This window comes from Streptomyces sp. NPDC019224, assembly GCF_040632605.1.
In the GTDB taxonomy this organism is placed as follows: Bacteria; Actinomycetota; Actinomycetes; order Streptomycetales; family Streptomycetaceae; genus Streptomyces.
Genome location: NZ_JBEYCF010000009.1, coordinates 64,970 through 86,903 on the forward strand (window position 1 = coordinate 64,970; position 21,934 = coordinate 86,903).

19 protein-coding genes are annotated in these 21,934 nt (G+C 73.7%); 10 read left to right on the forward strand and 9 right to left on the reverse strand.

Features of this window, described 5'->3' with window-relative positions:
* Positions 1-119 precede the first annotated feature (119 nt).
* Positions 120-1,397, forward strand: coding sequence for an ion channel protein (locus tag ABZ564_RS08280; RefSeq protein ID WP_360851498.1), 1,278 nt, complete (start codon positions 120-122; stop codon positions 1,395-1,397).
* Positions 1,398-1,494: 97 nt separating this feature from the next.
* A complete protein-coding gene (locus tag ABZ564_RS08285; protein WP_360851501.1) occupies positions 1,495-2,919 on the forward strand; it encodes a glutamate decarboxylase in 1,425 nt (474 codons plus the stop codon).
* 8 nt (positions 2,920-2,927) lie between these two features.
* Here ABZ564_RS08285 and ABZ564_RS08290 read toward each other — a convergent pair whose 3' ends face one another.
* The 3 genes from ABZ564_RS08290 to ABZ564_RS08300 form a co-directional block, all read right to left on the reverse strand.
* Entirely contained in the window at positions 2,928-3,533 is a 606-nt protein-coding gene (locus tag ABZ564_RS08290; RefSeq protein ID WP_360851504.1) for a PadR family transcriptional regulator, read from the reverse strand.
* Positions 3,534-3,600: 67 nt separating this feature from the next.
* Entirely contained in the window at positions 3,601-5,058 is a 1,458-nt protein-coding gene (locus ABZ564_RS08295) for an aldehyde dehydrogenase family protein (protein WP_360851507.1), read from the reverse strand.
* A 54-nt stretch (positions 5,059-5,112) separates the two neighbouring features.
* Positions 5,113-5,994: a helix-turn-helix transcriptional regulator gene (locus ABZ564_RS08300; protein ID WP_360851510.1), complete on the reverse strand. Its 882-nt coding sequence runs from the start codon at positions 5,992-5,994 to the stop codon at positions 5,113-5,115.
* A gap of 327 nt (positions 5,995-6,321) precedes the next feature.
* Here ABZ564_RS08300 and ABZ564_RS08305 point away from each other — a divergent pair, with 327 nt between their 5' ends.
* On the forward strand, positions 6,322-6,822 hold the full coding sequence (locus tag ABZ564_RS08305; RefSeq protein WP_360851513.1) for an ATP-binding protein: 501 nt from the start codon (positions 6,322-6,324) through the stop codon (positions 6,820-6,822).
* A gap of 109 nt (positions 6,823-6,931) precedes the next feature.
* On the opposite strand, the gene ABZ564_RS08310 is transcribed toward ABZ564_RS08305, so the two are convergent.
* Positions 6,932-7,168: a DUF397 domain-containing protein gene (locus ABZ564_RS08310; RefSeq protein WP_111330080.1), complete on the reverse strand. Its 237-nt coding sequence runs from the start codon at positions 7,166-7,168 to the stop codon at positions 6,932-6,934.
* A gap of 249 nt (positions 7,169-7,417) precedes the next feature.
* On the opposite strand from ABZ564_RS08310, the gene ABZ564_RS08315 reads away from it, so the two are divergent.
* Entirely contained in the window at positions 7,418-7,927 is a 510-nt protein-coding gene (locus tag ABZ564_RS08315; RefSeq protein ID WP_360851517.1) for a hypothetical protein, read from the forward strand.
* A gap of 68 nt (positions 7,928-7,995) precedes the next feature.
* Here the strand turns inward: ABZ564_RS08315 and ABZ564_RS08320 are convergent, their stop codons facing one another.
* The gene (locus ABZ564_RS08320; RefSeq protein ID WP_360851520.1) at positions 7,996-10,134 is read right to left on the reverse strand and encodes an FUSC family protein; all 2,139 of its coding nucleotides are present in this window, start codon (positions 10,132-10,134) and stop codon (positions 7,996-7,998) included.
* Positions 10,135-10,337: 203 nt separating this feature from the next.
* Positions 10,338-11,501, reverse strand: coding sequence for a DUF2786 domain-containing protein (locus ABZ564_RS08325; RefSeq protein WP_360851523.1), 1,164 nt, complete (start codon positions 11,499-11,501; stop codon positions 10,338-10,340).
* A 170-nt stretch (positions 11,502-11,671) separates the two neighbouring features.
* On the opposite strand from ABZ564_RS08325, the gene ABZ564_RS08330 reads away from it, so the two are divergent.
* Positions 11,672-13,369 (forward strand): bifunctional 3'-5' exonuclease/DNA polymerase, encoded by a 1,698-nt coding sequence (locus ABZ564_RS08330; RefSeq protein ID WP_360851526.1) that lies wholly within the window; start codon positions 11,672-11,674, stop codon positions 13,367-13,369.
* A 121-nt stretch (positions 13,370-13,490) separates the two neighbouring features.
* On the opposite strand, the gene ABZ564_RS08335 is transcribed toward ABZ564_RS08330, so the two are convergent.
* Both ABZ564_RS08335 and ABZ564_RS08340 read right to left on the reverse strand, forming a co-directional pair.
* Complete coding sequence (locus ABZ564_RS08335; protein WP_360851529.1) at positions 13,491-14,372, reverse strand: carbohydrate-binding protein; 882 nt, start codon at positions 14,370-14,372, stop codon at positions 13,491-13,493.
* A 114-nt stretch (positions 14,373-14,486) separates the two neighbouring features.
* Entirely contained in the window at positions 14,487-15,845 is a 1,359-nt protein-coding gene (locus ABZ564_RS08340; RefSeq protein ID WP_360851714.1) for an alpha-lytic protease prodomain-containing protein, read from the reverse strand.
* Positions 15,846-16,075: 230 nt separating this feature from the next.
* Between ABZ564_RS08340 and ABZ564_RS08345 the strand changes: the two genes are divergently transcribed.
* From ABZ564_RS08345 to ABZ564_RS08365, 5 genes are all read left to right on the forward strand, one after another.
* Entirely contained in the window at positions 16,076-16,759 is a 684-nt protein-coding gene (locus ABZ564_RS08345) for a phosphotransferase (RefSeq protein WP_360851532.1), read from the forward strand.
* A gap of 242 nt (positions 16,760-17,001) precedes the next feature.
* A complete protein-coding gene (locus tag ABZ564_RS08350; protein ID WP_360851535.1) occupies positions 17,002-18,540 on the forward strand; it encodes a glycoside hydrolase family 43 protein in 1,539 nt (512 codons plus the stop codon).
* 277 nt (positions 18,541-18,817) lie between these two features.
* Complete coding sequence (locus ABZ564_RS08355; protein WP_360851539.1) at positions 18,818-19,147, forward strand: WXG100 family type VII secretion target; 330 nt, start codon at positions 18,818-18,820, stop codon at positions 19,145-19,147.
* A gap of 27 nt (positions 19,148-19,174) precedes the next feature.
* Positions 19,175-19,492: a WXG100 family type VII secretion target gene (locus tag ABZ564_RS08360; protein WP_360851542.1), complete on the forward strand. Its 318-nt coding sequence runs from the start codon at positions 19,175-19,177 to the stop codon at positions 19,490-19,492.
* A 95-nt stretch (positions 19,493-19,587) separates the two neighbouring features.
* A complete protein-coding gene (locus ABZ564_RS08365; RefSeq protein ID WP_360851545.1) occupies positions 19,588-20,979 on the forward strand; it encodes an EsaB/YukD family protein in 1,392 nt (463 codons plus the stop codon).
* Between the two features lie 137 nt (positions 20,980-21,116).
* Here the strand turns inward: ABZ564_RS08365 and ABZ564_RS08370 are convergent, their stop codons facing one another.
* The gene (locus tag ABZ564_RS08370; protein ID WP_360851548.1) at positions 21,117-21,914 is read right to left on the reverse strand and encodes a response regulator transcription factor; all 798 of its coding nucleotides are present in this window, start codon (positions 21,912-21,914) and stop codon (positions 21,117-21,119) included.
* Positions 21,915-21,934 lie beyond the last annotated feature (20 nt).

Sequence of the window (21,934 nt, forward strand, 5' to 3'; positions counted from 1 at the left end):
GGGTACGCGTCCGAGCCTGGGCCCTGACGCGACGTGAGGTGCAAGCCCGGCTCGACCGGCCGCCGCGAACCGCCCCTTTTGAAGGGTTGTACGGCTTTTGTCTCGCTAGGGTGTGCCGGGTGCCCACCGATTCCGCCGTCGCCGCCGCCCAGCCGGCCCCCGCCCGCCGGCTGCTCGCGCTCATCGTGCCCGCCCTGGCCGTCGGCGTGGCATCGGCCCTGGTCCTGCTCGGGGTCAGCCTGCTCGCGGACGGCCTCCAGGACGTGCTGTGGGAGACGCTTCCCGACGCCCTGTCGGTCGGGCGGTACTCCTCGCTGTGGATGATCGTGATGCTCACCGTCACCGGTCTGGTGACCGGTCTCGTCATCCGCTCCGTGCCCGGCCGCGCCGGACCGGATCCGGCGACCCTGGGGCTCGTCGACCCGCCGCTGCCCCCGCTCGTGGTGCCCGGCCTGCTCCTGGTCACCGTCCTGGCCCTGGCGGGCGGGGTCAGCCTCGGCCCGGAGAACCCGATCACCGCCGCCAACATCGCCCTGGCCGCCTGGGCGGGCCGCCGGCTCGTGCCGGGCGCGCCCGGTGAGCTGTGGTTCGTGCTCGCCGCCGCCGGCACCATCGGCGCCCTCTTCGGCACCCCGGTGGCCGCCGCCCTGATCCTCACCGAGACGCTGGCCGCCAGGCCCGGCACCGGCGCGCTCTGGGACAAGCTGTTCGGGCCGCTCACGGCCGGGGCCGCCGGGTCGCTCACCATGTCGCTGGCCGAGCACCCGAGCTTCGACCTGTCGCTGCCCGCGTACGCCCACACGGGCTGGGGCGACCTGCTCGCCGCCCTCGTGATCGCGTCCGCCGGAGCGGTGCTCGGCCTCGCGGCGGTGTACGCCTTCCCCCTGGCGCACCGCTTCTTCCGGGCCCTGCCGCATCCCGTGCTCGCCCTGACGCTGGGCGGTCTGGTGCTGGGCCTGCTCGGGGCGCTGGGCGGGCATCTCACCCTCTTCAAGGGCCTGGACGAGGTCAAGACGATCGCCGCCGATCCGGACGGCTGGTCGGCTGCCGAGTTCGGGACGATGGCGGTGGTGAAGACCGCGGCCCTGGTGATCGCGGCGGCCTGCGGCTTCCGGGGCGGCCGGATCTTCCCGGCGGTGTTCTCGGGCGTGGCGCTCGGCCTGTGCGCCCACGCCCTCGTCGACGGGGTCCCCGTCTCGCTCGCGGTGACGTGCGCGGTGCTGGGGGTCCTGCTGGCCATCACCCGGCAGGGCTGGCTGAGCCTGTTCACGGCGGCGGTGCTGGCCGCCGACACGGCCCTGCTGCCGGTGCTGTGCGTCGCCTCGCTGCCCGCCTGGCTGCTCGTGACCGGCCGACCGCTGATGCAGCTGCGCGAGGACGGTACGGCGCTGCGCTGAACCGTACGGCCCAGCAGCGGGTGGCGGACGCGGGCCCGGTCCGTATCGTCGGATTCGTCCGGTCTCGCGAGCGCGAGCCGAGAAGGGCAGGTCCGTGATGCCGCTCCACCGGGGCTCCGCGCACGACGGCGAACCGGCCGCCGAGGAGCGCAGGCGGGCGCTCAACCCGTTCTTCGGCGAGGCCGACCCGGTCGCCGGGATGGAGTGGGCGCCGCCCCGGCACCGGATGCCGGACGGACCGCTGCCGCCCTCCACCGCGTACGGGCTGGTCCACGACGAACTGATGCTGGACGGCAACTCGCGGCTCAACCTCGCCACCTTCGTCACCACCTGGATGGAACCCCAGGCCGGGGTGCTGATGGCCGAGTGCCGCGACAAGAACATGATCGACAAGGACGAGTACCCGCGCACCGCCGAACTGGAACGGCGCTGTGTGTCGATGCTCGCCGACCTCTGGCACGCCCCCGACCCCTCGGCGGCCGTCGGCTGTTCGACGACCGGGTCCAGCGAGGCGTGCATGCTCGCCGCGATGGCGCTCAAACGCCGCTGGGCGCTCAAGAACGCCGACCGCTACCCGGCGTCCGCCAAGCCCAACCTCGTGATGGGGGTGAACGTGCAGGTCTGCTGGGACAAGTTCTGCACGTTCTGGGAGGTCGAGCCGCGCCTCGTGCCCATGGAGGGCGACCGCTTCCACCTCGACCCGCAGGCCGCCGCCGACCTCTGCGACGAGAACACCATCGGGGTGGTCGGCGTCCTCGGCTCCACCTTCGACGGCAGCTACGAGCCCGTCGCCGAGCTGTGCGCGGCCCTGGACGCGCTCCAGGAGCGCACCGGCCTCGACATCCCCGTCCACGTCGACGGGGCCTCCGGGGCCATGGTCGCGCCGTTCCTCGACGAGGACCTGGTGTGGGACTTCCGGCTTCCCCGGGTCTCCTCCATCAACACCTCCGGCCACAAGTACGGCCTGGTCTACCCGGGCGTCGGCTGGGCGCTGTGGCGCTCGCCCGCCGAGCTGCCCGATGAGCTGGTCTTCCGGGTGAACTACCTGGGCGGCGACATGCCCACCTTCGCGCTGAACTTCTCCCGGCCCGGAGCCCAGGTCGTCGCGCAGTACTACACCTTCCTGCGGCTGGGCCGCGAGGGCTACCGGGCCGTGCAGCAGGCGGCCCGGGACGTGGCGACCGGCCTGGCCGCGAAGATCGAGGAGCTGGGCGACTTCCGGCTGCTCACCCGGGGCGACCAGCTGCCCGTCTTCGCGCTGACGACCGGACCGGAGGTGACGGCGTACGACGTCTTCGACGTGTCACGGCGGCTGCGCGAGCGGGGCTGGCTGGTGCCCGCGTACACCTTCCCGGCCGATCGGGAGGACCTGGCGGTCCTGCGGATCGTGTGCCGCAACGGCTTCTCCTCGGACCTGGCGGAACTGTTCCTCGAGGACCTGCGGTTCCTGCTGCCCGAACTGCGCGCCCAGCCGCACCCCCTGCCCCGGGACCCGAACGCGGCGACCTCGTTCCACCACTGAGGGGGGCGCTACTCCGTCGCGTACGGGTTCTCCTCGCCCTCGGCGAGCACCCCCACGAACGGGGCGCCCTCCCCCGCGAAGACGTACGCCCCGCCCTCGATCCGCTCGATCAGGCCGCGCGTCCACTCCGCTCCGGCGTCCGCCGCGTGGACCCACATGTTCATGATCTCGCCGATGTGCCCGGCCGCCCCCGGGGTGTAGCGGTCGGTGACATCGGTGCGCCAGGCCGCCAGGTGCGCCAGCCGCTTCCGGAGCAGGGCCACCGCCTCGGACCGCTCCAGGTCGACGATGAAGCCGATGCCCGCGGAGAGCACGTCCATCTTCTGGTCGTACGAGGTCAGTGCGGCGCGCAGCAGGGCGAGGTACTCCTCGGTGCCGCGGTCGGTGATCTCGTACTCGATGCGCGGCGGGCCGCCGGCGGTGCTCGGGGCCACCTCGTGGGCGAGCAGCATGCCCTGCTTCGCGAGCTGCTTCAGCGCGTGGTAGACGGAGCCGGGCTTGGCGTTGGACCACTCGTGCGCGCCCCAGTACTCCAGGTCGTTGCGGACCTGGTAGCCGTGGGCCCGGCCGTGCTGGCGCACGGCGCCGAGGACCAGCAGCCGGATCGCGGACATGCCCTCACCTCTCTGGTCAACCCGACCAGCGTAGCGGGGGGTGTGCCCTCGGGGGCGTACGGCGATGTCAGAAGGGGAAGACGCCGCGGCCGTGCTGGACGGAGATCCACTTCTGGGTGGTGAACGCGTCGACCGCCGCGTCCCCGTTCATCCGGCCGAGGCCGGAGTCCTTCTCACCGCCGAAGGCGATGCCCGGGTCGTCGTGGACGGTGGAGTCGTTGACGTGGAACATCCCGCTGCGGATCCGCCGGGCGAAACGCACGCCCCGTCCGGTGTCCGCGGTGTGCACGGCGCCGCTGAGCCCGTACGGGCTGTCGTTGACGATCCGCACCGCGTCGTCCTCGCCGTCGAAGGGCACCAGCAGCGCCACCGGCCCGAAGATCTCCTGGCGGAGCAGGGGGGAGTCGTCGGGCAGCCCGGTGAGCACGGTCGGCTCGACGAGGTTGCCGCGCACCCGGCCGCGCACCGGCGCCCGGGCGCCCTCGGCGATCGCCTGGTCGACCAGGGCGGCCAGCGATTCGGCGTGGAAGGTGTTGATGACCGGGCCGATGCAGGTGTCCGGCTCGCGCGGGTCGCCGGTCTTCAGGGCGGCCACCCGCGCGCAGAACTTCTCGGTGAACTCCGCGGCCACCGGGCGGTCCACCAGGATGCGGTTGGCGGCCATGCAGACCTGGCCCTGGTAGACGAACCGGCTGAAGACGGCGGCGTCGACCGCGTAGTCGATGTCGGCGTCCTCCAGCACCACCAGGGCGCTGTTGCCGCTGAGTTCGAGGACGGTCCGCTTGAAGAGCGCGCCCGCGGTGGCGGCGACGTGGCGGCCCACCCGGTCCGAGCCGGCGAAGGAGATCACCTGGGGGACGGGGTGCTCGATGAACGCGTCGCCTATCTCGGCGACGTCGGTGACGACCACGTTGAGCAGGCCGGCCGGCAGCCCGGCGTCCTCGAAGATCTTCGCGATCAGCCCGCCGCCGACGACGGGGGAGTTCTGGTTGGCCTTGACGACGACCGCGTTGCCGAGAGCGAGGGCCGGGGCGACCGACTTCATCGTGACCAGGAGCGGGAAGTTGAAGGGGCTGATCACGCCGACGACCCCGACGGGCAGCCGGTAGAGGAGGTTCTCCCTGCCGTCCGCGGCGGAGGGCAGGATGCGTCCCTCCGGGGTCAGCGCCTGCCGGGCCGCCTCGCGCAGGAACTCCCGGGTGAGGCCCAGCTCGTACTCGGCCTTGGAGCGGGTGCCGCCCAGCTCGTCGATGATCGTCTCGGTGATCTCGCCGGCCAGTCGCTCGGTGACCCGCAGCGCGCGCTCCAGGACGTCGCGGCGACGGTGGGGGCCGGCCGTCGCCCACTCCCCCTGCGCGCGCTCGGCGGCACGGTAGGCGAGGTCCACCTCCGCGGCCGTGGCGACGGTGATCGCGGCGAGCTTCTCCCCGTTGTACGGGTTGAAATCGATGATGTCCCAGGAGCCGGTGCCCGTCCGCCATTCACCGTCGATGTACTGGCCGGACAGTTCTCGGAAGAAGGACATGCGATCCCTTAACTCAGGTGCAGACTCCTGGGGAATCGCCATCCTACTGAAATATCAGGAGAGTTGGAGAAGACCCCGGAGCAGGTCACGGCTCTCCTCCGGACCGGGACTGTCCTCATGGAGCCGCGTCATCGCCTTTTCGTACTGGGCGACTTCTTCCTCCTTGTCCAGATAGAGCGCGCTTGTCAGCTGCTCCAGATAGACGATGTCCGACAGATCGGATTCCGGGAATCGCAGCATGGTGAAGGAACCGCTCTCGCCGGAGTGCCCGCCGAAACTGAAGGGCATCACCTGGAGCGTGATGTTCGGCTGCTCCGACATATCGATCAGATGCCGCAATTGCGCCCGCATCACTTCCCGTCCGCCGTACGGGCGGCGCAGCGCCGCCTCGTCCAGCACGGCGTGGAAGCGGGGCGCCCGCTCGGACACGAGGATCTTCTGCCGTTCGAGCCGGAGGGCGACCCGGCGCTCGACCTCGGCGGCGGGGGCGCCGCGCATGCCGCGCGAGACGACCGCGTGGGCGTAGTCCTCGGTCTGCAGCAGCCCGTGCACGAACTGGACCTCGTAGACCCTGATGAGCGAGGCCGCCCCCTCCAGACCGACGTACGTCTGGAACCAGCCGGGCAGTACGTCCCCGTAACTGTGCCACCAGCCCGCCACATTGGCCTCACGGGCCAGGGCGAGCAGCGATTCCCGCTCCGCCTCGTCCGTGACGCCGTAGAGCGTGAGCAGATCCTGGACGTCCCTGGCCTTGAAGCTCACCCGTCCCAACTCCATGCGGCTGATCTTCGATTCGGAGGCCCGGATGGAGTAGCCGGCCGCCTCGCGCGTGATGCCGCGCGAGTCACGCAGTCTCCTGAGCTGAGAGCCCAGCAGGATGCGCCGCACCACGGACCCACTCGACTCGCCTGCCGCCACTGGTCCAACCCTCCCCATCGCTTCCTGGCATCGGGGCTCCCCCTGAACCCCAAGAGGCGGATTCTGCCACCAAAACGCTTCAGCCCGTACTCGTTCGATTACGGAAATGGGAAGACCTTGAGGAGAGGGCGAAAACACCGGCGGGAAGAAATGAGCAAGAACCGGACGGGGTTGGACAGGTCCGGCGCGTGCACGTGCATCTGCCCTTGCATCTGCTGTGCGCATTCGGAACCATGGAGCCGCGCACCTGCGTTCTCGTTCGTGTTGTGCCGCTGTAGCCGGTACGCAGTACCGGTCCAGCCGCGATTCCCGGGAGTGCCTCGCATGGGGACGAATGGATCGACGATGCTCGAGCCGTTACGGCAGGGGCTTCCCCCCATCGACCCCTCCGCCGCCTCCGGATCGGCCACCTGCACCCTGCCACCACGCTACGAAGCGGTCGGCGGGGCCAGGCATTTCACCCGCGCGACCCTGGGCGGCTGGGGACTGACCGAACGCTTCGACGACGTCGCGCTGGTCGTCTCCGAACTGGTCACCAACGCCCTGCGGCACGCCCTGCCGGCCGACGCCCCGCGCGAGCCCCAGGAGCCGCCCGTACGGCTGCACCTGATGCGCTGGACCTCGCGACTGGTGTGCGCGGTGCGCGACCCGAGCCAGGCGAGCCCGGTGGCCTCCGAGGCGGCGGACTCCGCGGAGTCGGGCCGGGGACTGTTCCTGGTGGAGTCCTTCAGCGACTGCTGGGGCTGGCACCCCTCGCCCGTACTGAGCGTGGAGAGCTCCCCGGGCCCGGCGGCGCCACGGGGCAAGGTGGTCTGGGCCCTGTTCAGACTGGCCGACCCGGTGTGACGGGGCGGTGCGGCCGGCCGGCGCACCGCGTGGCACACCGGTCCGAGGGCCGGATCCCGCTGCGGGTGAGCGGGGTCCGGCCCCCGGTCGCGCCCGGCACCGCGGGGCGTCAGCCCACGAGGTGGTCGAACTCACCGTCCTTCACACCGAGCAGCAACGCCTCTATCTCCGCCGGCGTGTAGACCAGCGCGGGCCCGTCGGGGTGGCGCGAATTGCGCATCGCCACTCCCCCGTCGGGCAGTTTCGCGAACTCCACGCAGGAACCCTGGGAGTTGCTGTGTCTGCTCTTCTGCCAGACGACTCCGCGAAGCTCTGTGGCCGCCATGCCGTTGTACACGTGGTGCACAGGACGCTCCCCGAGTTGCAAGGTGCAAGTGTCAACTGACCCGGATCATAGCTGTGTTCAATTCTTGGTGCATGAGCGTATGCACGGGCAGATGCACGTGCACGCGGGGTGTTCCCGCGATTACAGCTCCTGCCGACAGAGACGTGCGAACGGCCTCCCCGGCTCCCGGTTCACGGAGTTGACTCCTCGGCACTCCTTGCGGCCCACTGGTAGCTCGGACGGCCATTCGTCTTCCAGGGGGAATTCCGCATGCACAAGATCGCACGTACCGGCGTGGTCCTCGCCGCCGGTCTGCTGACCGCGTTCGCGCTCACCGGTTGCGGAAGCGACGGTGACAAGAGCGACACGGGCAAGGACTCCGGGGCCGGGGCGAGCCCGACGGCGGGCGGGGAGAGCGACTCGCCCTCCGGAGGGGACGGCGGCAGCGGCAAGGACTCGGCGGGCGACGCGAAGGCGCTGGAGGGCGCCTGGGCGGGCCAGACGGACGGCAAGCCGGTCGTCCTGTCCGTCACCGCCGGCAAGGCCGTCGTCATCGCCGAGTCCCACGTCTGCTCGGGCAGCGTCTCGGACCCGGGCAGGCCGGCGCTGGAGCTGAAGTGCGCCGACGGCGACACCACCCGGACCAAGGGGTCCGTCGAGTCCAACGACGGCGAGACCGTGGTGGTCTCGTGGGACACCGGGGTCGAGGACAAGCTCGCCAGGACCGACGCGGACTCGCTGAAGAACCTCCCGGACCTGTCGGACCTGCCGACGCCGTGAACCGCGCGGGCGCCGTGCGGCCGTGACGCCGTGACGTAGGCATGCGGAACGTCGGGGACCGCGCGGCGTCATGACGTCAGCCCCCGGGAGAAGTCCTCCAGCGTTTCGAGCAGCAGGCCGACGTTGTTGCGTACGAGCGCGGTCCCGGTGGAGGCCGGCGCCCCGGCCGCCTCCTCCCGTGCCAGGCACTCCGCCTCCCAGCGCTCCAGCGCCTCCCGCACCGGCGTCCAGTCCGGTACGCGCCGCTCCCGTACCGCCTTCGCGCCCCGCTCGGTGGCCCGGCGCAGCGCCTCGGCGAGCGGCGCGGCCCCCGGTACGAACACGGCCCCCCTCCTGGGGATGTGCGCCTCAAGGAGCATCGCCACCCGGCCGAGCTGCACCAGGGCGTGCTGGGTGGCGTCGGCGGCGCCGTGCGAGAGGCCCCGGTGGCGCACCGGTTCGTGCCGGGCGGTCGCCACCGCCTCCTGCCAGGCGATCCGGGCCTCCCGGGTGGCGAGCAGGGCCTGCCGTACGTCGTCGTGGCCGCGCTCGGCCGGGTCCGCGTACTGGTCGACGACCGCGGCGGCGTACCGGCCGTCCTCCTTCAGCCAGTCGCCGAGCCGGGTGCGCAGGCGCGGGGTCTCCCAGGCCGGGTAGACGGCGTACGAGATCATCGCCAGGAGCCCGCCGGCCAGGGTGAGGAGCACCCGCTCGAACACGGTCTGGGAGAGGTCGTCCCCGGCCATGCCGAGCAGGAAGACGACGTACCCGCCGACGCATGCCTGGGCGACCGCGTAGCCGGTCCGCATCAGCAGGTACATCAGCAGGGCGCAGATCACGGCGAAGGCGGCGGACAGGCCGGTGCCCGGGTGCGCGACCTCGACGACGGCGGAGGCGAGGAAGACGCCGACGAGGGTGCCGCCGAACCGGGCGACCGCGCGGGAGTACGTCTGGGAGAACTCCGGCCGCATCACCATCACGGCCGCCATCGGCGCCCAGTAGCCGTGTCCGAGCGGGAGCAGACGGCCCAGCAGGTAGCCAATCGCGGCGACGACGGAGAGCCGGACGGCGTGCCGCAGGATCGGGGAGCCGTGGTGCATCTCGCGGCGCATCGACCGCAGGATCACCGGTACCAGCCGCAGCAGGCTGGGGCGCTGGTGGTGCTCGGCGGGCAGCGCGCCGCCCCGCCCGCCCCCGATGGCACCGGCGGTCTCCTCCGCCCCGGCCCGCTCCGCCTTCGTACCGTCGCCCTCGGCCGCCTCGATCACGTCGGAGAGCAGGGCGGCGAGCCGGTCGGCGGCGCGCAGCGGCGGGCCGGTGAGCAGGGCCCCGGTGTCGGGGGTCTTCAGCGCGGCGACGGCCGGCGCGGGCAGTTTCACGGGGTCGCCCTTGCGGATCGCCCGCGCCGCCGCGTCGAGCAGCGATCCGGCGGCGGCCAGCAGCTCGCGGACGCGGTCGCGCTCGGGGCCCTCGGACGGAACGCCCATGGCCGGGTCGGCGAGCGAGGCCAGCACCGGCCTGATGCGCTCGGCGACGCCGCGTGAACCGTGCAGTTCGGCCGGGCGGCGGCGGGCCTCGCGCGCGGTGACGGCGGCGGCCCTGCGCGCGAGCATCAGCGGCACCGGGTCGAAGTGGGCGACCGGGTCATGGCGCAGCCGCCGCGCGTAGTCGGCCTCGGCGGCCAGGGCGTCGGCGAGCGCGTCGCGCTGGGCACCCCATCTGCGGACCGGGAAGAGCACGATCAACGAGGCCTGGACGACCCCGCCGAACATGATCATCGCGCCGTGCAGGGCCGCCTGGGCGACGGAGGTCGGCAGGGTGATGGTGACGAGCATGATCGCGACGTTGGACGCGGCGATGATCCCCCCGGTCGGGCCCGCCGCCCAGGCGAGCCCGGCGAGGAAGGTCCAGATCACCAGGAGGAGCACGAAGAGCGGGAGGTGGGGACCGGCCACATAGCCCACGAAGGTGGTCAGGCCGAGGCTCACGCCGGAGACCAGGGCGAGCACGGGTCGGGGGCGCCAGCTGCGCTGGAAGGTGGCGATGGCCGCCTGGAACGCGCCGAACGCGGAGCTGGCGGCGACCACGGGTCCGAAGAGCGCGAGGCTCGCCCCGATGACCACGGCGAGCCCGGCCGCACCACGCAGCGCGATCAGCGGTTCGAGGCGCCGCCGCTCGATCTTCAGGCCGGAGCGGGCGGTCTCCTTCAGCGCCCGGAGCCAGCTCATGGACCGAGCCTAACCGGATTTCCCGTTTTGCCCGAGTTGCCGGTGCGGGGCTCCGGGGAGCGGGCGGTCGGGACCGGATCCGGCCGGCTTCCCGCCGAAGCGGGACCACCGGTCCCGGCCCGGACGGTCCCGGTCCGGACGGACCCGGCCTGGACGCACCCGGCCCGGACGGTCCCGGTCCGGACGGTCCCGGCCCCGGCGGCTCAGCCCCTGATGCCCGGCGCCTGCCCGCCCATCCGGGCGCGGTCCGCCGCCCGGGTCCCGTGGGTCCAGCCGTCCAGGTCGGTGGCGCCCCGGACCCGGGTGGTCGTGGTGCGGGGGAACATCTGCTCGGCGGTCTCGCTGACCGCCAGGTCACGTGCGGCGAGCACCGGGAGCAGCCCGGAACCGGCGTCCGTACCGCCCTCCGCGTCGGCCTCGGCCGTGGCGCGGGCGGTTCCGTCGGCCAGCCGGCTGCCCAGGCGCTGGGCGTACGCCATCAGGAAGGACTGCCGGAACGTCTTGGTCCGCTTGCGTCCGCCGGCCCGCTGGCCGGCCTCGGCCCGGGTCATCGCGGCCGTGCCCTGCACCAGGAGCGAGGTGTGCAGCAGTTCCACGGCCTCCAGGTCCGCCTCGAAGCCCACCACCGTGGTGAAGCCGAGCTCGCTGTTCCAGACGGCCCGGCAGCGGTTCGCCGAGGCCACCGCGTCCAGCAGGATCGCCTTGGCCGTCTCGTAGGGGGCGTCCACACCGATCCGGCAGGCGCCCGGGGTGCGGTCGCCGTGCGTACGGGCGGCGAGCAGGGCCTCGTCGATGCTGTGCCGGGCCATCAGCTCCTGCGCCTTGGTGGTCAGCGCCTCCGCCTCCTCCGGATACCCGGTCGCCTCCGCCTTCGCCAGCAGGGCCCGGATGCGGGTCAGCATGCGGGGCTCACCGGCCGCCGGCGGCCGGTGCAGGGCCTCGCGCCCCGCACCCGGCGGGGGCCCGACGGGCTCGACGACCGGCAGGGCGAGCAGCAGCCGGTGGAGCGCGAGGAGCGCGGAGGCGTACGAGAACCGGTCGGGCCGGCCTGCCGGCGGCGCGGGCGGCAGCTCGTCCAGCTGGGATCGCCAGCGCGGCGGCAGCTCGTCGTAGCGGCGGACCTCGGAGGCGATCAGCCCGGCGGCCACTCCCGCCGCGTGCTCGCCGAGGTCGCGGCGGACGATGCGGACGACGTCGGCGGGCAGCCAGCCGCGCTCCCAGGCCCGCCGGACGAACTCCTCGCCCCGGCGCACCAGCTCCGCGTCGGCCTCCGGGGCGGCGGCGAGCAGCGAGGCGCCGGTGTCGAGACCGGCGTCGCCCTCCGTGTAGAGGGCGGCCGCGAACGCCTGGTCGATCACCGATTCCATGCGCTCAGGGTAGGCGCCCGCCGTCCACAGCCTGTGGATATCGAACACGCGACCGATAGCGGGAGGGCGGTCCGGTGCTCCCGGCCGTTGCGTCAGTCCGTGCCCGAGCCACGACCACCGGAACCTGGGTATCAGCATCAATGTCAGTGCCGGGTGCCAGACTCGCTCGCATGACCGAACGCTGGGCGCTGGCCGTCACGGAGAGCGGAGGCGCCCGCCTCGCCCCGTTGAACCGCTCCGGCCGGCCCGCGGGCCCGGTCCTCACCGAACCGGACCTGGCCGGGGCGGTCCGCTCCCGGCCGGACGTCACCCGCTGGGTGTGGCGCTCGACGGCCGAGGTCTACCCGCGGCTGCTGGCCGCCGGAGTGCGGGTGGAGCGCGCCTACGACGTGGAGGCCGCCGAGTCCCTGCTGCTCGGACACGAGGGCCGGTTCGGCGAGCCCCGTTCGGCGGCCGCCGCGCTCGCCCGGCTGCGCGGCGGGCCGGTGCCGCCCGATCCGCCGCCCCGGCCCGCGGAGCCCGGCTCCCAGTCCTCCCTGTTCGAGCCGTCCTCGGGCCCGGAGCTGCCGTTCGACGCACTGACCGAGGTGTACGCGGCGCAACTCGCCCGGCACGACACGACGGACCGGCCGGACCGGATGCGGCTGCTGACGGCCGCCGAATCGGCGGGGATGCTGGTCGCCGCCGAGATGAACCGGGCGGGCCTGCCCTGGCGGGCCGACGTCCACCGCGAGGTGCTGCGCGAACTGCTCGGCGAGCGGTACGCGGGCGGGGGCGAGCCCCGCAGGCTGGCCGAGCTGGCCGACGAGGTGTCCGCCGCCTTCGGCCGCCGGGTGCGCCCGGATCTGCCGGCCGATGTGGTGCGGGCCTTCGCGCAGGCCGGGATCAAGGTGCGCTCGACGCGCCGCTGGGAGCTGGAGGGGCTGGACCACCCGGCGGTCCGGCCGCTGGTCCAGTACAAGAAGCTGTACCGGATCTGGACGGCGCACGGCTGGAGCTGGCTCCAGGACTGGGTCCGCGACGGCCGCTTCCGCCCCGGGTACCAGCCGGGCGGCACGGTCAGCGGGCGCTGGACGACCAACGGCGGCGGGGCGCTCCAGATCCCGAAGGTGATCCGGCGTGCCGTCGTCGCCGACGAGGGCTGGCGCCTCGTCGTCGCGGACGCCGACCAGATGGAGCCGAGGGTGCTGGCCGCGATCTCCCGCGACCCGGGCCTGATGGAGGTGGCGGGCCACGAGGGCGACCTCTACACCGCGCTGTCCGACCGCGCCTTCCACGGCGACCGCGACCACGCCAAGATCGCGCTGCTCGGTGCCGTCTACGGGCAGACGTCCGGGGACGGCCTGAAGAACCTGGCGGCCCTGCGCCGCAGGTTCCCGCGCGCGGTGGCCTATGTGGACGACGCCGCGAAGGCCGGCGAGGAGGGCCGTCTCGTACGCACCTGGCTGGGCCGCACCAGCCCGCCGGCCGCCGGGCGCGGGGAGGACGGGGAGGCCGGGCTCCCGCAGGAGGAGGCCGAACCGACGGAGGAGGGGCGCCACGGCTTCCTGCCCGGTTACGCCTCGTCGGACGCCCGGGCGCGCGGCCGGTTCACGCGCAACTTCGTGGTCCAGGGCAGCGCGGCGGACTGGACGCTGCTGGTCCTGGCGGCCCTGCGCCGGTCGATCGCCGAGGCCGGGCTCCGGGCCGAGCTGGTCTTCTTCCAGCACGACGAGGTGATCGTGCACTGCCCGGCGGCGGAGGCCGGGACGGTGGCGGCGGCGATCCGGGAGGCCGCCGAACTGGCCGGACGGACGGTCTTCGGCGAGACACCGGTGCGGTTCCCGTTCACCACGGCGGTGGTGGAGCACTACTCGGACGCGAAGTGAGAACGGGGAAGCGGCCGGCCCGGGCCCGCCCCCTCGGACCCGGGCCGTGCGCCGTACGTGCCCCGGGGAGAGAGCCCGGGGCACGTGGCGCGGCGGATCGGCCGCCCGCTCGTCCGGCTGTCTACCCGCGTTCCCACAACGCGGGGACATGCGGCGGCTCCCAGCCGGTCAGGGCGGTGTGAGCCTGCAGACAGCGGTACGCGGCCCCGCCGTAGGTGACGCGGTCTCCCGCGGTGTAGGACGTCCCGGCCGTCCAGGTGCCGCCCGGTCCGGTCGGCGGGTCGGTGGGGGGATCGGTCGGGTCCGTCGGGTCCGTCGGGTCCTGGGCGACGTCGAGGACGAAGTCGAAGGTGCCCTCCCTGCCGGAGCCCGCCGCCCGGACGTTCATCAGCAGCGCCGCGTCGTACAGCATGTCGGTGCTGTTGCGCGGCTCGCCCGGGAAGTACAGCTGCGTGGTGAGGATGCCCGAACCGGGCGCCTGGGCCTTCACATGGATGTGCCGGGTACGGCCCGGGTAGAGCCCCGGCACGATCGTGGTGAGGGTGAACGCGCCGTTCCGGTCGGTGAACTGGTGGCCGCGGAAGGCGTAGCCGTTCATGTCGTACGCGCCGTTGGTGTCCGCCTGCCAGAAGTCGAGCAGCACTCCGGGGATGGGCCGGCACTCGCGTCCGAAGACGTAACCGCTGACGGTCAGCGGCACACCGGGCGTCGACGCGGTCACCAGGCTGGTGCGCAGCGGGGAGTTCGGCTTGAAGTACGGGCCCTCCATCTGGTCGTGCGTCGGCTCGTCGCCGTCGTCGCAGTCCGGGGTCGGGGCGAGCGGCCGGCCGGTGTTCCCGGCGTCGCGGGCCAGCGCCACCCCGCCGCCCGCGAACAGCGGTACGGCGGTGGCCACGAGCGCGGCCCTGAGGAGGGACTTGCGGCTGATCGCCGGACCGCCGGCGGCTTCGGCGGGGGCGGTGGGCTCGTTGCTCTCGGAGGGCTCGGGGGAGGCTGGGGGCATGACTGACGGACTCCTCGGGATGGTGGGGAAGGGCACGTGCGCGGTGCGGGGGCCCGGGGCCGACGGCGGCCCCGGGCCCGTTCCTCGATCGCCGGAGGGGCGGGTGCCGCGGTGTTACAGGGCCCGCCAGAGGGCCGGGACGTTCGGCGGGGTCCAGCCGGGCTGCGCCAGGTGGCCCTGGAGGCAGCGGTAGCTCGCCGAGCCGTACGTCACGACGTCACCGGCCGCGTAGGTGGTCCCGGCCGCCCAGGTGCCGCCCGGGTTCGTCGGCGGGTCGGTCGGGTCCGGTGGGGTGGTGGAGCCGTTGGTGACCAGGGTCAGGCCGTACACCTGAAGGGCCGGGTTCAGCGGCTGGAAGTACGTCACGCCGCCCTGCGAGCAGTTGCCGGTGCCACCGGAGGTGACGCCCTGGGCCTGGCTGCCCGAGACGAACGAGCCGCCGGAGTCGCCCGGTTCGGCGCACACGTTGGTCCGGGTCACCCCGGAGACGGTGCCCTCCTGGTAGGTGACGCTGCTGTTGCGCTGCTGGACCGTGCCGCAGTGCCAGCCGGTCGTCGAGCCGGACCGGCAGACCGAGGAGCCCTCGATCGCCTCGGTGGAGCCGGTGACCGTCACATCGCCGTTGCCGTAGCCGTTGACCAGCGGGCGCGGGGTCCAGCTGGTGTTGGTGGCGACCCAGGAGTAGTCGCGGCCGGGGAACGTGGAGCCCTGGAAGGAGCCCTGGGCCTGCTGGTTGTAGCCGCTGGTGGAGACGCCCGGCGTGCCGCAGTGCCCGGCGCTGACGAAGCCGCTCTGGGTGCCGCGCTTGACGGGGAAGCCGATGGAGCAGCGGCCCGAGCCGTTCATGTAGTACGCGTCGCCGCCGCGCAGGTCCGCGAAGGTGCGGGGCCGCTCGGTCGAGCGGGTGACCGTCACCAGGTCCCGGGAGACGCCGGCCTTCGCGAGGAACGCGTCGGCGGCGGACGCCTCGCCGGCCTGGACGACGACGCGGTTGCTGCGTACGTCGACGTACCAGGCGGGTATGCCCTTCGGCGCGGTGCGCAGCGCGACCCGGTCCAGGGCGGCCTTGGCGGCGTCGAGTTCGGCCAGGCTGTGGTCGACGACCTCGGCGCGGGCGCCGGCCTCCGTGATGCGGGCGGCGTCCGCGGCGTCGGTGGTGGCGACGGTCAGGTCCGCGGCGTCACCGCTGACCCGGGCCCCGGCGAACCGGTCGCCGAGCGAGTACCGCAGCCCGGCGGTGAGGGCGGCGGCCCGCGACTCGTCGGCGATGCGCCCGCGGGCCTCGGTGGCGGTGAGTCCGAGGTCCCGCTGCATGGCCTTCAGGAGGCCGGGCGAGAGGTGGGCGGCGTCCGCCGCGGGGGCGGGGGCGTGGGAGGCGGGGCCGGCGGACGCGGTGCCGGTCAGCCCGGCGAGCGCGAGCGCGCCGACGGCCACGGTGGCGGTACACGCGGCCAGGGCCCGCCTGCGGAGCATGGATCTCTCCACGTAACTCTCCTTGGCTTCAGAGGAATCGCTTCAGAAGAATCGCTTCAGAGGAATCGCTTCAGGGTGTTGCCGGGGGAAGCGCTTCGGGGAATCGCCGCCAAGGTAGCCGCGTACACGTCAGCTGCAGGAGATCCCGTCCGCCCCATCGCACCGCGTTATGGGGCGGACGGCGTCGGCCGGGGCTCCCCTCGCACACGGGGCGCGAGTAGGTTCCCCCCATGCGCATAGGCCAACTGCTGGGCAGCGGACGCAACGCGGACGTGTACGAGCTGGACGAGGCGTGGGTCCTGCGGCGTTACCGGGACGGGCTGGACGCCACCCGTGAACTGCCCGTCATGTCCTACCTGGCGGCATCCGGCTACCCGGTGCCCCGGCTGGGCCCGCGGCCCCCGTCGGCCGGCCCCGGCGACCTGGTCCTCCAGCGCCTGCACGGTCCGACGATGCTGGAGTCCCTGCTGTCCGGGGCGGTCGGCGCCGAGGAGGGCGCCGCGCTGCTGGCCGGCCTGCTCGCCGATCTGCACACCGTCCCGGCCCGGCTCTCGCCCGACCCCGAGGACCGCGTCCTCCACCTCGACCTCCACCCGGACAACGTGATGCTGACGGCGGACGGGCCCGTGGTCATCGACTGGAGCAACACCGAGGAGGGCCCGCCCGCCCTGGACCGGGCGATGTCGGCGCTGCTCCTGGCGCAGGTGGCCGTGGACCCCGGCCACCCGGCGGCGGACGGGGCCCGGGAACTGGTGACCGCCCTGATGGCGCGCCTGGTCGCCGACGACGGCGTCCCCGCCGCCCGTCTCGCCGACGCGGCCGCCCGGCGCGCCCACAACCCGACGACGACCCCGGCCGAGGCGGCCCTCCTCGGGGACGCGGTGGCCCTGGTCACCGCGCTGGCGGGTCGGTAGCGGGCCCGGCGGGCTCCACCGGCCGGGTGCGAGAGGCGAGCGCGGCGGACAACGTCCCGGCCGGCCGGCTCCGCGACGCGGTCGACGCGGGTTCCGGACGGGACTTCCGAGACCGCCGTCGCCCGCCCCTTGTCGCGCGCCCAGCGGGTCATTAGGGTCGCCCCGTTGTCGAAGCGCTTCGACGGAGCCGCTTCGCCACCGCCTCCGGCAGCACGCCCGCGCGACGTACAGGAACGGATGCCATGCCAGTCCGAGACCAGACGGGCACCACCGTCAGCAACCCGGTGATCCCCGGATTCCACCCCGACCCCAGCGTCTGCCGGGTCGGCGAGGACTACTACCTGGCGTGCTCCAGCTTCGAGTACTTCCCGGGCATCCCCCTCTTCCACAGCCGCGACCTCGTCCACTGGACGCAGATCGGCAACGTCCTCGACCGGCCGGAGCAGTTGCACCTGCCCGCCGGCACCCGGGCCTCCGGCGGCGTCTACGCGCCGACGCTCCGCCACCACGACGGCCGGTTCTGGCTCGTCGTCACCAACGTCGAGGTGGGCAACCTCCTCTTCACCACCACCGACCCGGCCGGCCCCTGGTCCGACCCCGTCCCCCTCCCCGGCGTCCCCGGCATCGACCCGGACCTGGCCTGGGACGAGGACGGCACCTGCTGGTGCACCGTGGCCGGCGTCTCCCAGGTCCGCATCGACCCGCACACCGGCGAGACCTTCGGCGAACCCCGCCGCATCTGGTCCGGGGCGCCCGGGGCGAAGGCGCCGGAGGCCCCGCACCTGTACCGGATCGGCGACCACTGGTACCTCCTGATCGCCGAGGGCGGCACCGAGCGCGGGCACGCGGTGTCGGTCGCGCGCGGGCCCTCGCCCGCCGGACCGTTCGAGCCCTGCCCGGACAACCCGGTGCTCACCCACCGGGGCCGCGAGCACCCCGTCCAGAACACCGGACACGGCGACCTGGTGCAGGGGCCGGACGACTCCTGGTGGCTGGTGCTGCTCGGCGTGCGGCCAGGCGGCGGCACCCCCGGCTGGCACGTGCTCGGCCGCGAGACCTTCCTGGCCCCGGTGACCTGGGTGGACGGCTGGCCCGTCGTCGGCGAGGTGTCCACCGAACTCCCGGCCCCTCCCTGGCCGTTGGCACCCGCTCCCGACGCGCCGGCCCGGGACGACTTCGACCTGGCCGAGCCGCGCCCGTACTGGATCTCGCCCCGCCGCTCGACCGCCGGGCGGGCCGGGACGAAGGAGCGCCCCGGCTGGCTGACCCTGCACGGCCGGGGCGGCACCCTGGACGACCCGGACGCCGTGTTCACCGGCCGCCGCCAGCAGCACCTGTCGTGCCGGGCCCGCACCCTGGTGGACGCGGCGGACGGGCACGGCGGGCTCGCGGTGCGGCTCGACGAGGCGCACCACTACGCGGTCGAGGCGGGCGGCGGCGAGATCCGGCTGATCGCCCGGATCGGCCCGCTGCGCACGGTGGTGGCGGCCCGCCCCGCGCCCCCCGGTCCGGTGGTCCTTGGCATCGACGCCGTACCCACCCGGCCGCCCCTCGGCCCGTGCACGGGACCGGACACGGTGTCCCTGGGCTTCGAGGAGCCGGACGGCACGTTCACCGTGCTCGGCGCCCTCGACGGGCGCTACCTCTCCACGGAGGTGACCGGCGGCTTCACCGGCCGGGTGATCGGCCTGTACGCCGCGAGCGGCACCGTCCACTTCGACTGGTTCGCGTACGAGCCCTTGGACGTCCGGGGGCCGGAGGCCGAGGGGCGCACCCCGTAACGCATCGCCCCCGGCCGGCGGCGTCGCCGGACTTCCGCCGCCGTTCCGCCGAGGACGCCTCCCCTGCCCAGCGGGTCGGCGGGGACCGGACGGCGGCCGTGCCGGACGCCGGTCCGCGAGCCGCGCCGCCCCGGGGCGCGTGGGGTTCCGGGGCGGGGGGACACCCGAAGGGGGACGGCGGGGGGCACGAACGGGGAACTGGATCCTGGAGGGGTGGGTTGGCAGGGTGGCGGTGCGCCGGTCCGGCCCGGACCGGCCGGGACGGGAGGCCGACCGAGTGGGCACGCCGAACTACGTAGTCACCCCGGCGATGGTGACCGCTGCCAAGAACTCCTGCCGTACGACGGCCGAGGAGATCAACGCGCAGCTCTCCACCCTGCGGACGTACGTCGTCAACCTGGAGCAGGTCTGGCAGGGCATCGCCCAGCGGACATTCGACACGTACATGGCCGAGTACGACGTCTACGCGAAGATGCTCAACCAGGCGCTCAACGAGATCGCCGACGGCCTCTCCAGCACCCACCTGAACTACTCCGAGGCCGAGGCCACGGCCATGCGGAACCTCCAGGCGCTGGAGAACGAGCTGCCCTCGGCCCGGCTGGACTGAACGCCGGCCAGGAGAACGGAGATCACTGTGACGGGCATCGAAGACAGCAGAATCCTGGTCCACGCCGACCTGTCCACCGCCGGACCGGAGATCAACCGCAGGGCGGCGGAGATCAGCGAGGAGCTGTCCCTTCTGATCAGGCAGTTGCAGCCGCTCGCGGCGACCTGGACCGGAGAGGCCAAGGAGTACTACGAAGTGCTCCAGGCCGAGTGGAACATGGCGGCCGAAGGCCTGTTCGGACCCGAGGGTGTCCTCGGCCGGATCGCGCACGCGCTGAACGTCAACTGGGCGAACTACTCCAACGCCGAGTGGGCCAACGTCTCCACCTGGCGCACCAGGAACTGAACCATCCGGCACCGCGTCCCCTGCGGACCGGCGCCACGGCCTCCGCCTCCCCGGGGCAGGAGGCCCTTTCACGACCCCGAGAGGAACCGGCACCCATGGCCGACGAACACTGCCGGATCACCGTGGTGGCCGAGCGCCGGCAGGTGGACCTCGCCGTACCCGCCCACGTGCCGATCACCGACTGGATCGACGGGGTGGCCGGGCTGTGCGGTGCGGACGACGACGAACTGATGCCCGTCGCATGGTCGTTGCGGGCCGGGCCGGCGGTCCCGCTGCCTCCCGATCGTTCCCTGGCCGAGTCCGGTGTGACCGACGGCGAGGTCCTGCACCTGACCGACCTCCTGGCCGACGAGTACGACGAACCCGTGGTCCGGGATGTCGCCGAACAGGTCACCGAGGTCTCGGAGCGGCTGCTGGACCGCCGCTGGGACACCCGGTCCCGGGCCGTCGTCGTGCTGCTGTCGGGGCTCGTCTGGCTGTCCGCCGGAGTCCTGCTCGGGCGGACCGTGAACGGCGGTACGGACGGCGCCGAGCTGGTCTCCTGGACCGCGCTGGGCGTCTGCGGCCTGCTCCTCGGCGTGCTGCTGCCGGTGCTGGGCTGGGTCGCCGGTGAACGCCGCTGGGCGGTACCCGTCGGAGTGCGTACGGCCCTGGCGGTCTGCGCGGTGCCCGCGTTCGCGATGGCCGGCCTCGGTCTGACGGCCGGTGCGGCGCCCGGCGGCTCCGGCATCACCGGCGGCGCCGTCGCGGCCGTCACCTGCGGCGCGCTGATCGGGGCCGTACTGGCCTGTGCCGCCGCGCTGAACGCGGTGACCGCCGCCGTACTGCTCGTGGTGTTCACCGCGACGGTCCCCACCGTGGTCCTCGCGCTGACCGGTACCGGCCTCGACCGGAGCGCGGCCGTCGCCGGACTGCTGGCCTTCGCGCTGCTGCTGGTCGCGCCGGGGACGGCGGGCCGGGTCGCGGCAACCGGATACCGGCACTCCGGACGGGAGCTGCCCGCGTCGGGACCGGCGCTGGAGGCCGCGGTGCGGAACGCGATGCGGCTGCTGCTGGTGTGGAGCGGGCTGCTGTCGCTGACCCTGGCCGTCTCGCTGGCCCTGCTGGCCGGGACCGCGTCCCCCTACGGTCCGGCGATCGCCGCCGCCCTGGCGCTGGGGCTGCTGCTGCGGGCCGGACAGGCGGTCACCGTGAGCGAGGTGGCCCCGGTCGGGGCAGCCGGTGCGGTGGGCGTGTTCTTCCTGCTGCTGAACGCCCCCGAGCGGTTCGGGCTGCCCCCGGTGGCCGGGCTCGCGGGAGTCATGGCCGTGGCCGTGGTCCTGGTGGCGTACGGGTTCCGGCGGCTCATGCGGCCGGAGTCGGCCGGCGCGGGCCGGCCCGGCTGGCTCGGGAACGCGGGCACGGTCGTCGGCGCCCTGGCGATCCCGCTGACCGTGGCCGCCTTCGGTGTCTTCGACATGCTGTCCGGTCTGGGCAGCCACCTGTGAGACCGAGGCGCGGGGCGCCGCGCAGACCGTCCCGGCCCGAGCCCCACGACGGCCTTCCCGGCGGTACGACACGGGGCCGGGGCACGGCCGGTGCCGTACCGGGCAGCGCGACCTGGGCCACGGAACGGGGCGGTGGGCTAGCGGGCGGCGCTCGGAACGGCGTCCTGCCGGGGGTCCCGCGAGGGCTCGGAGAGCAGCCCGAGCTCGATGGCCCGGCGGGTCAGGTCGGCCTTGTTGCCGACGTCCAGCTTCGTCCGGATCCGCTTCACGTAGGTGCTGATGGTCGCCTCGGTCAGGCCGAGCCTGCGACCTATCTGGCCGTGGGTGAGGCCGCCGGCGAGCAGCCGCAGGGTCTCCTGTTCGCGCCTGGCCAGCGGTCTGGGCTCCGAACCGGTCGCGCGGTCGGCGAGTTCGGCGTACAGCCGGGGCATGAGCAAGGGCGAGATGTGCAGGCCGCCCTCGCTCACCGTCTCGACGGCGCGCAGCAGTTCCCGTTCCTCCACGTACTCGGTGACACAGCCCAGCGCCCCGGCGCGGATCACCGGGAGGATGGGATGGGCGGCCACGGTGTCCCGGACCACGAGGACCCGGCCACGGGCGGCGAGCCGGGTGATGGACCCCGTCGCCGGTACGAAGCGCCCGTCGGCGTGGGCATCGGACCCGCCGGCCGCGTCGACGTCTGCGTCTGCGTCTGCGTCTGCGTCTGCGCCGAGCGAAGAACCGCGCGCCGCGCCGGGCCGTGGCTCCGGGCCGGCCGCGGCACCGGGGCCGGTGCGCGGAGGGCCGTAGAGGATGACATCGGCGGTCATGCCGGCGGCCGCGAACTCCGCCGCGGTCGGTGGCGCGGGGAGAAGTTCGGTCCCCTCGACAGCCGATATGACGCGGGCGAGTCCGTGGCGCACCAGGCTCCGTTGCTCGATGATGGCGATCCGCATGTGCGCAGTCCTGCTTCCCG

Excerpts from the sequence above, each read along its gene's own strand:
- ABZ564_RS08370 (WP_360851548.1), bottom strand. The coding sequence starts at position 21,914 with ATGCGGATCGCCATCATCGAGCAACGGAGCCTGGTGCGCCACGGACTC.
- ABZ564_RS08300 (WP_360851510.1), bottom strand. The coding sequence starts at position 5,994 with ATGGGGAGGGTTGGACCAGTGGCGGCAGGCGAGTCGAGTGGGTCCGTG.
- ABZ564_RS08330 (WP_360851526.1), top strand. The coding sequence starts at position 11,672 with ATGACCGAACGCTGGGCGCTGGCCGTCACGGAGAGCGGAGGCGCCCGC.
- ABZ564_RS08320 (WP_360851520.1), bottom strand. The coding sequence starts at position 10,134 with ATGAGCTGGCTCCGGGCGCTGAAGGAGACCGCCCGCTCCGGCCTGAAG.
- ABZ564_RS08290 (WP_360851504.1), bottom strand. The coding sequence starts at position 3,533 with ATGTCCGCGATCCGGCTGCTGGTCCTCGGCGCCGTGCGCCAGCACGGC.
- ABZ564_RS08340 (WP_360851714.1), bottom strand. The coding sequence starts at position 15,845 with ATGCTCCGCAGGCGGGCCCTGGCCGCGTGTACCGCCACCGTGGCCGTC.
- ABZ564_RS08365 (WP_360851545.1), top strand. The coding sequence starts at position 19,588 with ATGGCCGACGAACACTGCCGGATCACCGTGGTGGCCGAGCGCCGGCAG.
- ABZ564_RS08305 (WP_360851513.1), top strand. The coding sequence starts at position 6,322 with ATGCTCGAGCCGTTACGGCAGGGGCTTCCCCCCATCGACCCCTCCGCC.
- ABZ564_RS08315 (WP_360851517.1), top strand. The coding sequence starts at position 7,418 with ATGCACAAGATCGCACGTACCGGCGTGGTCCTCGCCGCCGGTCTGCTG.
- ABZ564_RS08335 (WP_360851529.1), bottom strand. The coding sequence starts at position 14,372 with ATGCCCCCAGCCTCCCCCGAGCCCTCCGAGAGCAACGAGCCCACCGCC.
- ABZ564_RS08345 (WP_360851532.1), top strand. The coding sequence starts at position 16,076 with ATGCGCATAGGCCAACTGCTGGGCAGCGGACGCAACGCGGACGTGTAC.
- ABZ564_RS08295 (WP_360851507.1), bottom strand. The coding sequence starts at position 5,058 with ATGTCCTTCTTCCGAGAACTGTCCGGCCAGTACATCGACGGTGAATGG.
- ABZ564_RS08285 (WP_360851501.1), top strand. The coding sequence starts at position 1,495 with ATGCCGCTCCACCGGGGCTCCGCGCACGACGGCGAACCGGCCGCCGAG.
- ABZ564_RS08350 (WP_360851535.1), top strand. The coding sequence starts at position 17,002 with ATGCCAGTCCGAGACCAGACGGGCACCACCGTCAGCAACCCGGTGATC.
- ABZ564_RS08325 (WP_360851523.1), bottom strand. The coding sequence starts at position 11,501 with ATGGAATCGGTGATCGACCAGGCGTTCGCGGCCGCCCTCTACACGGAG.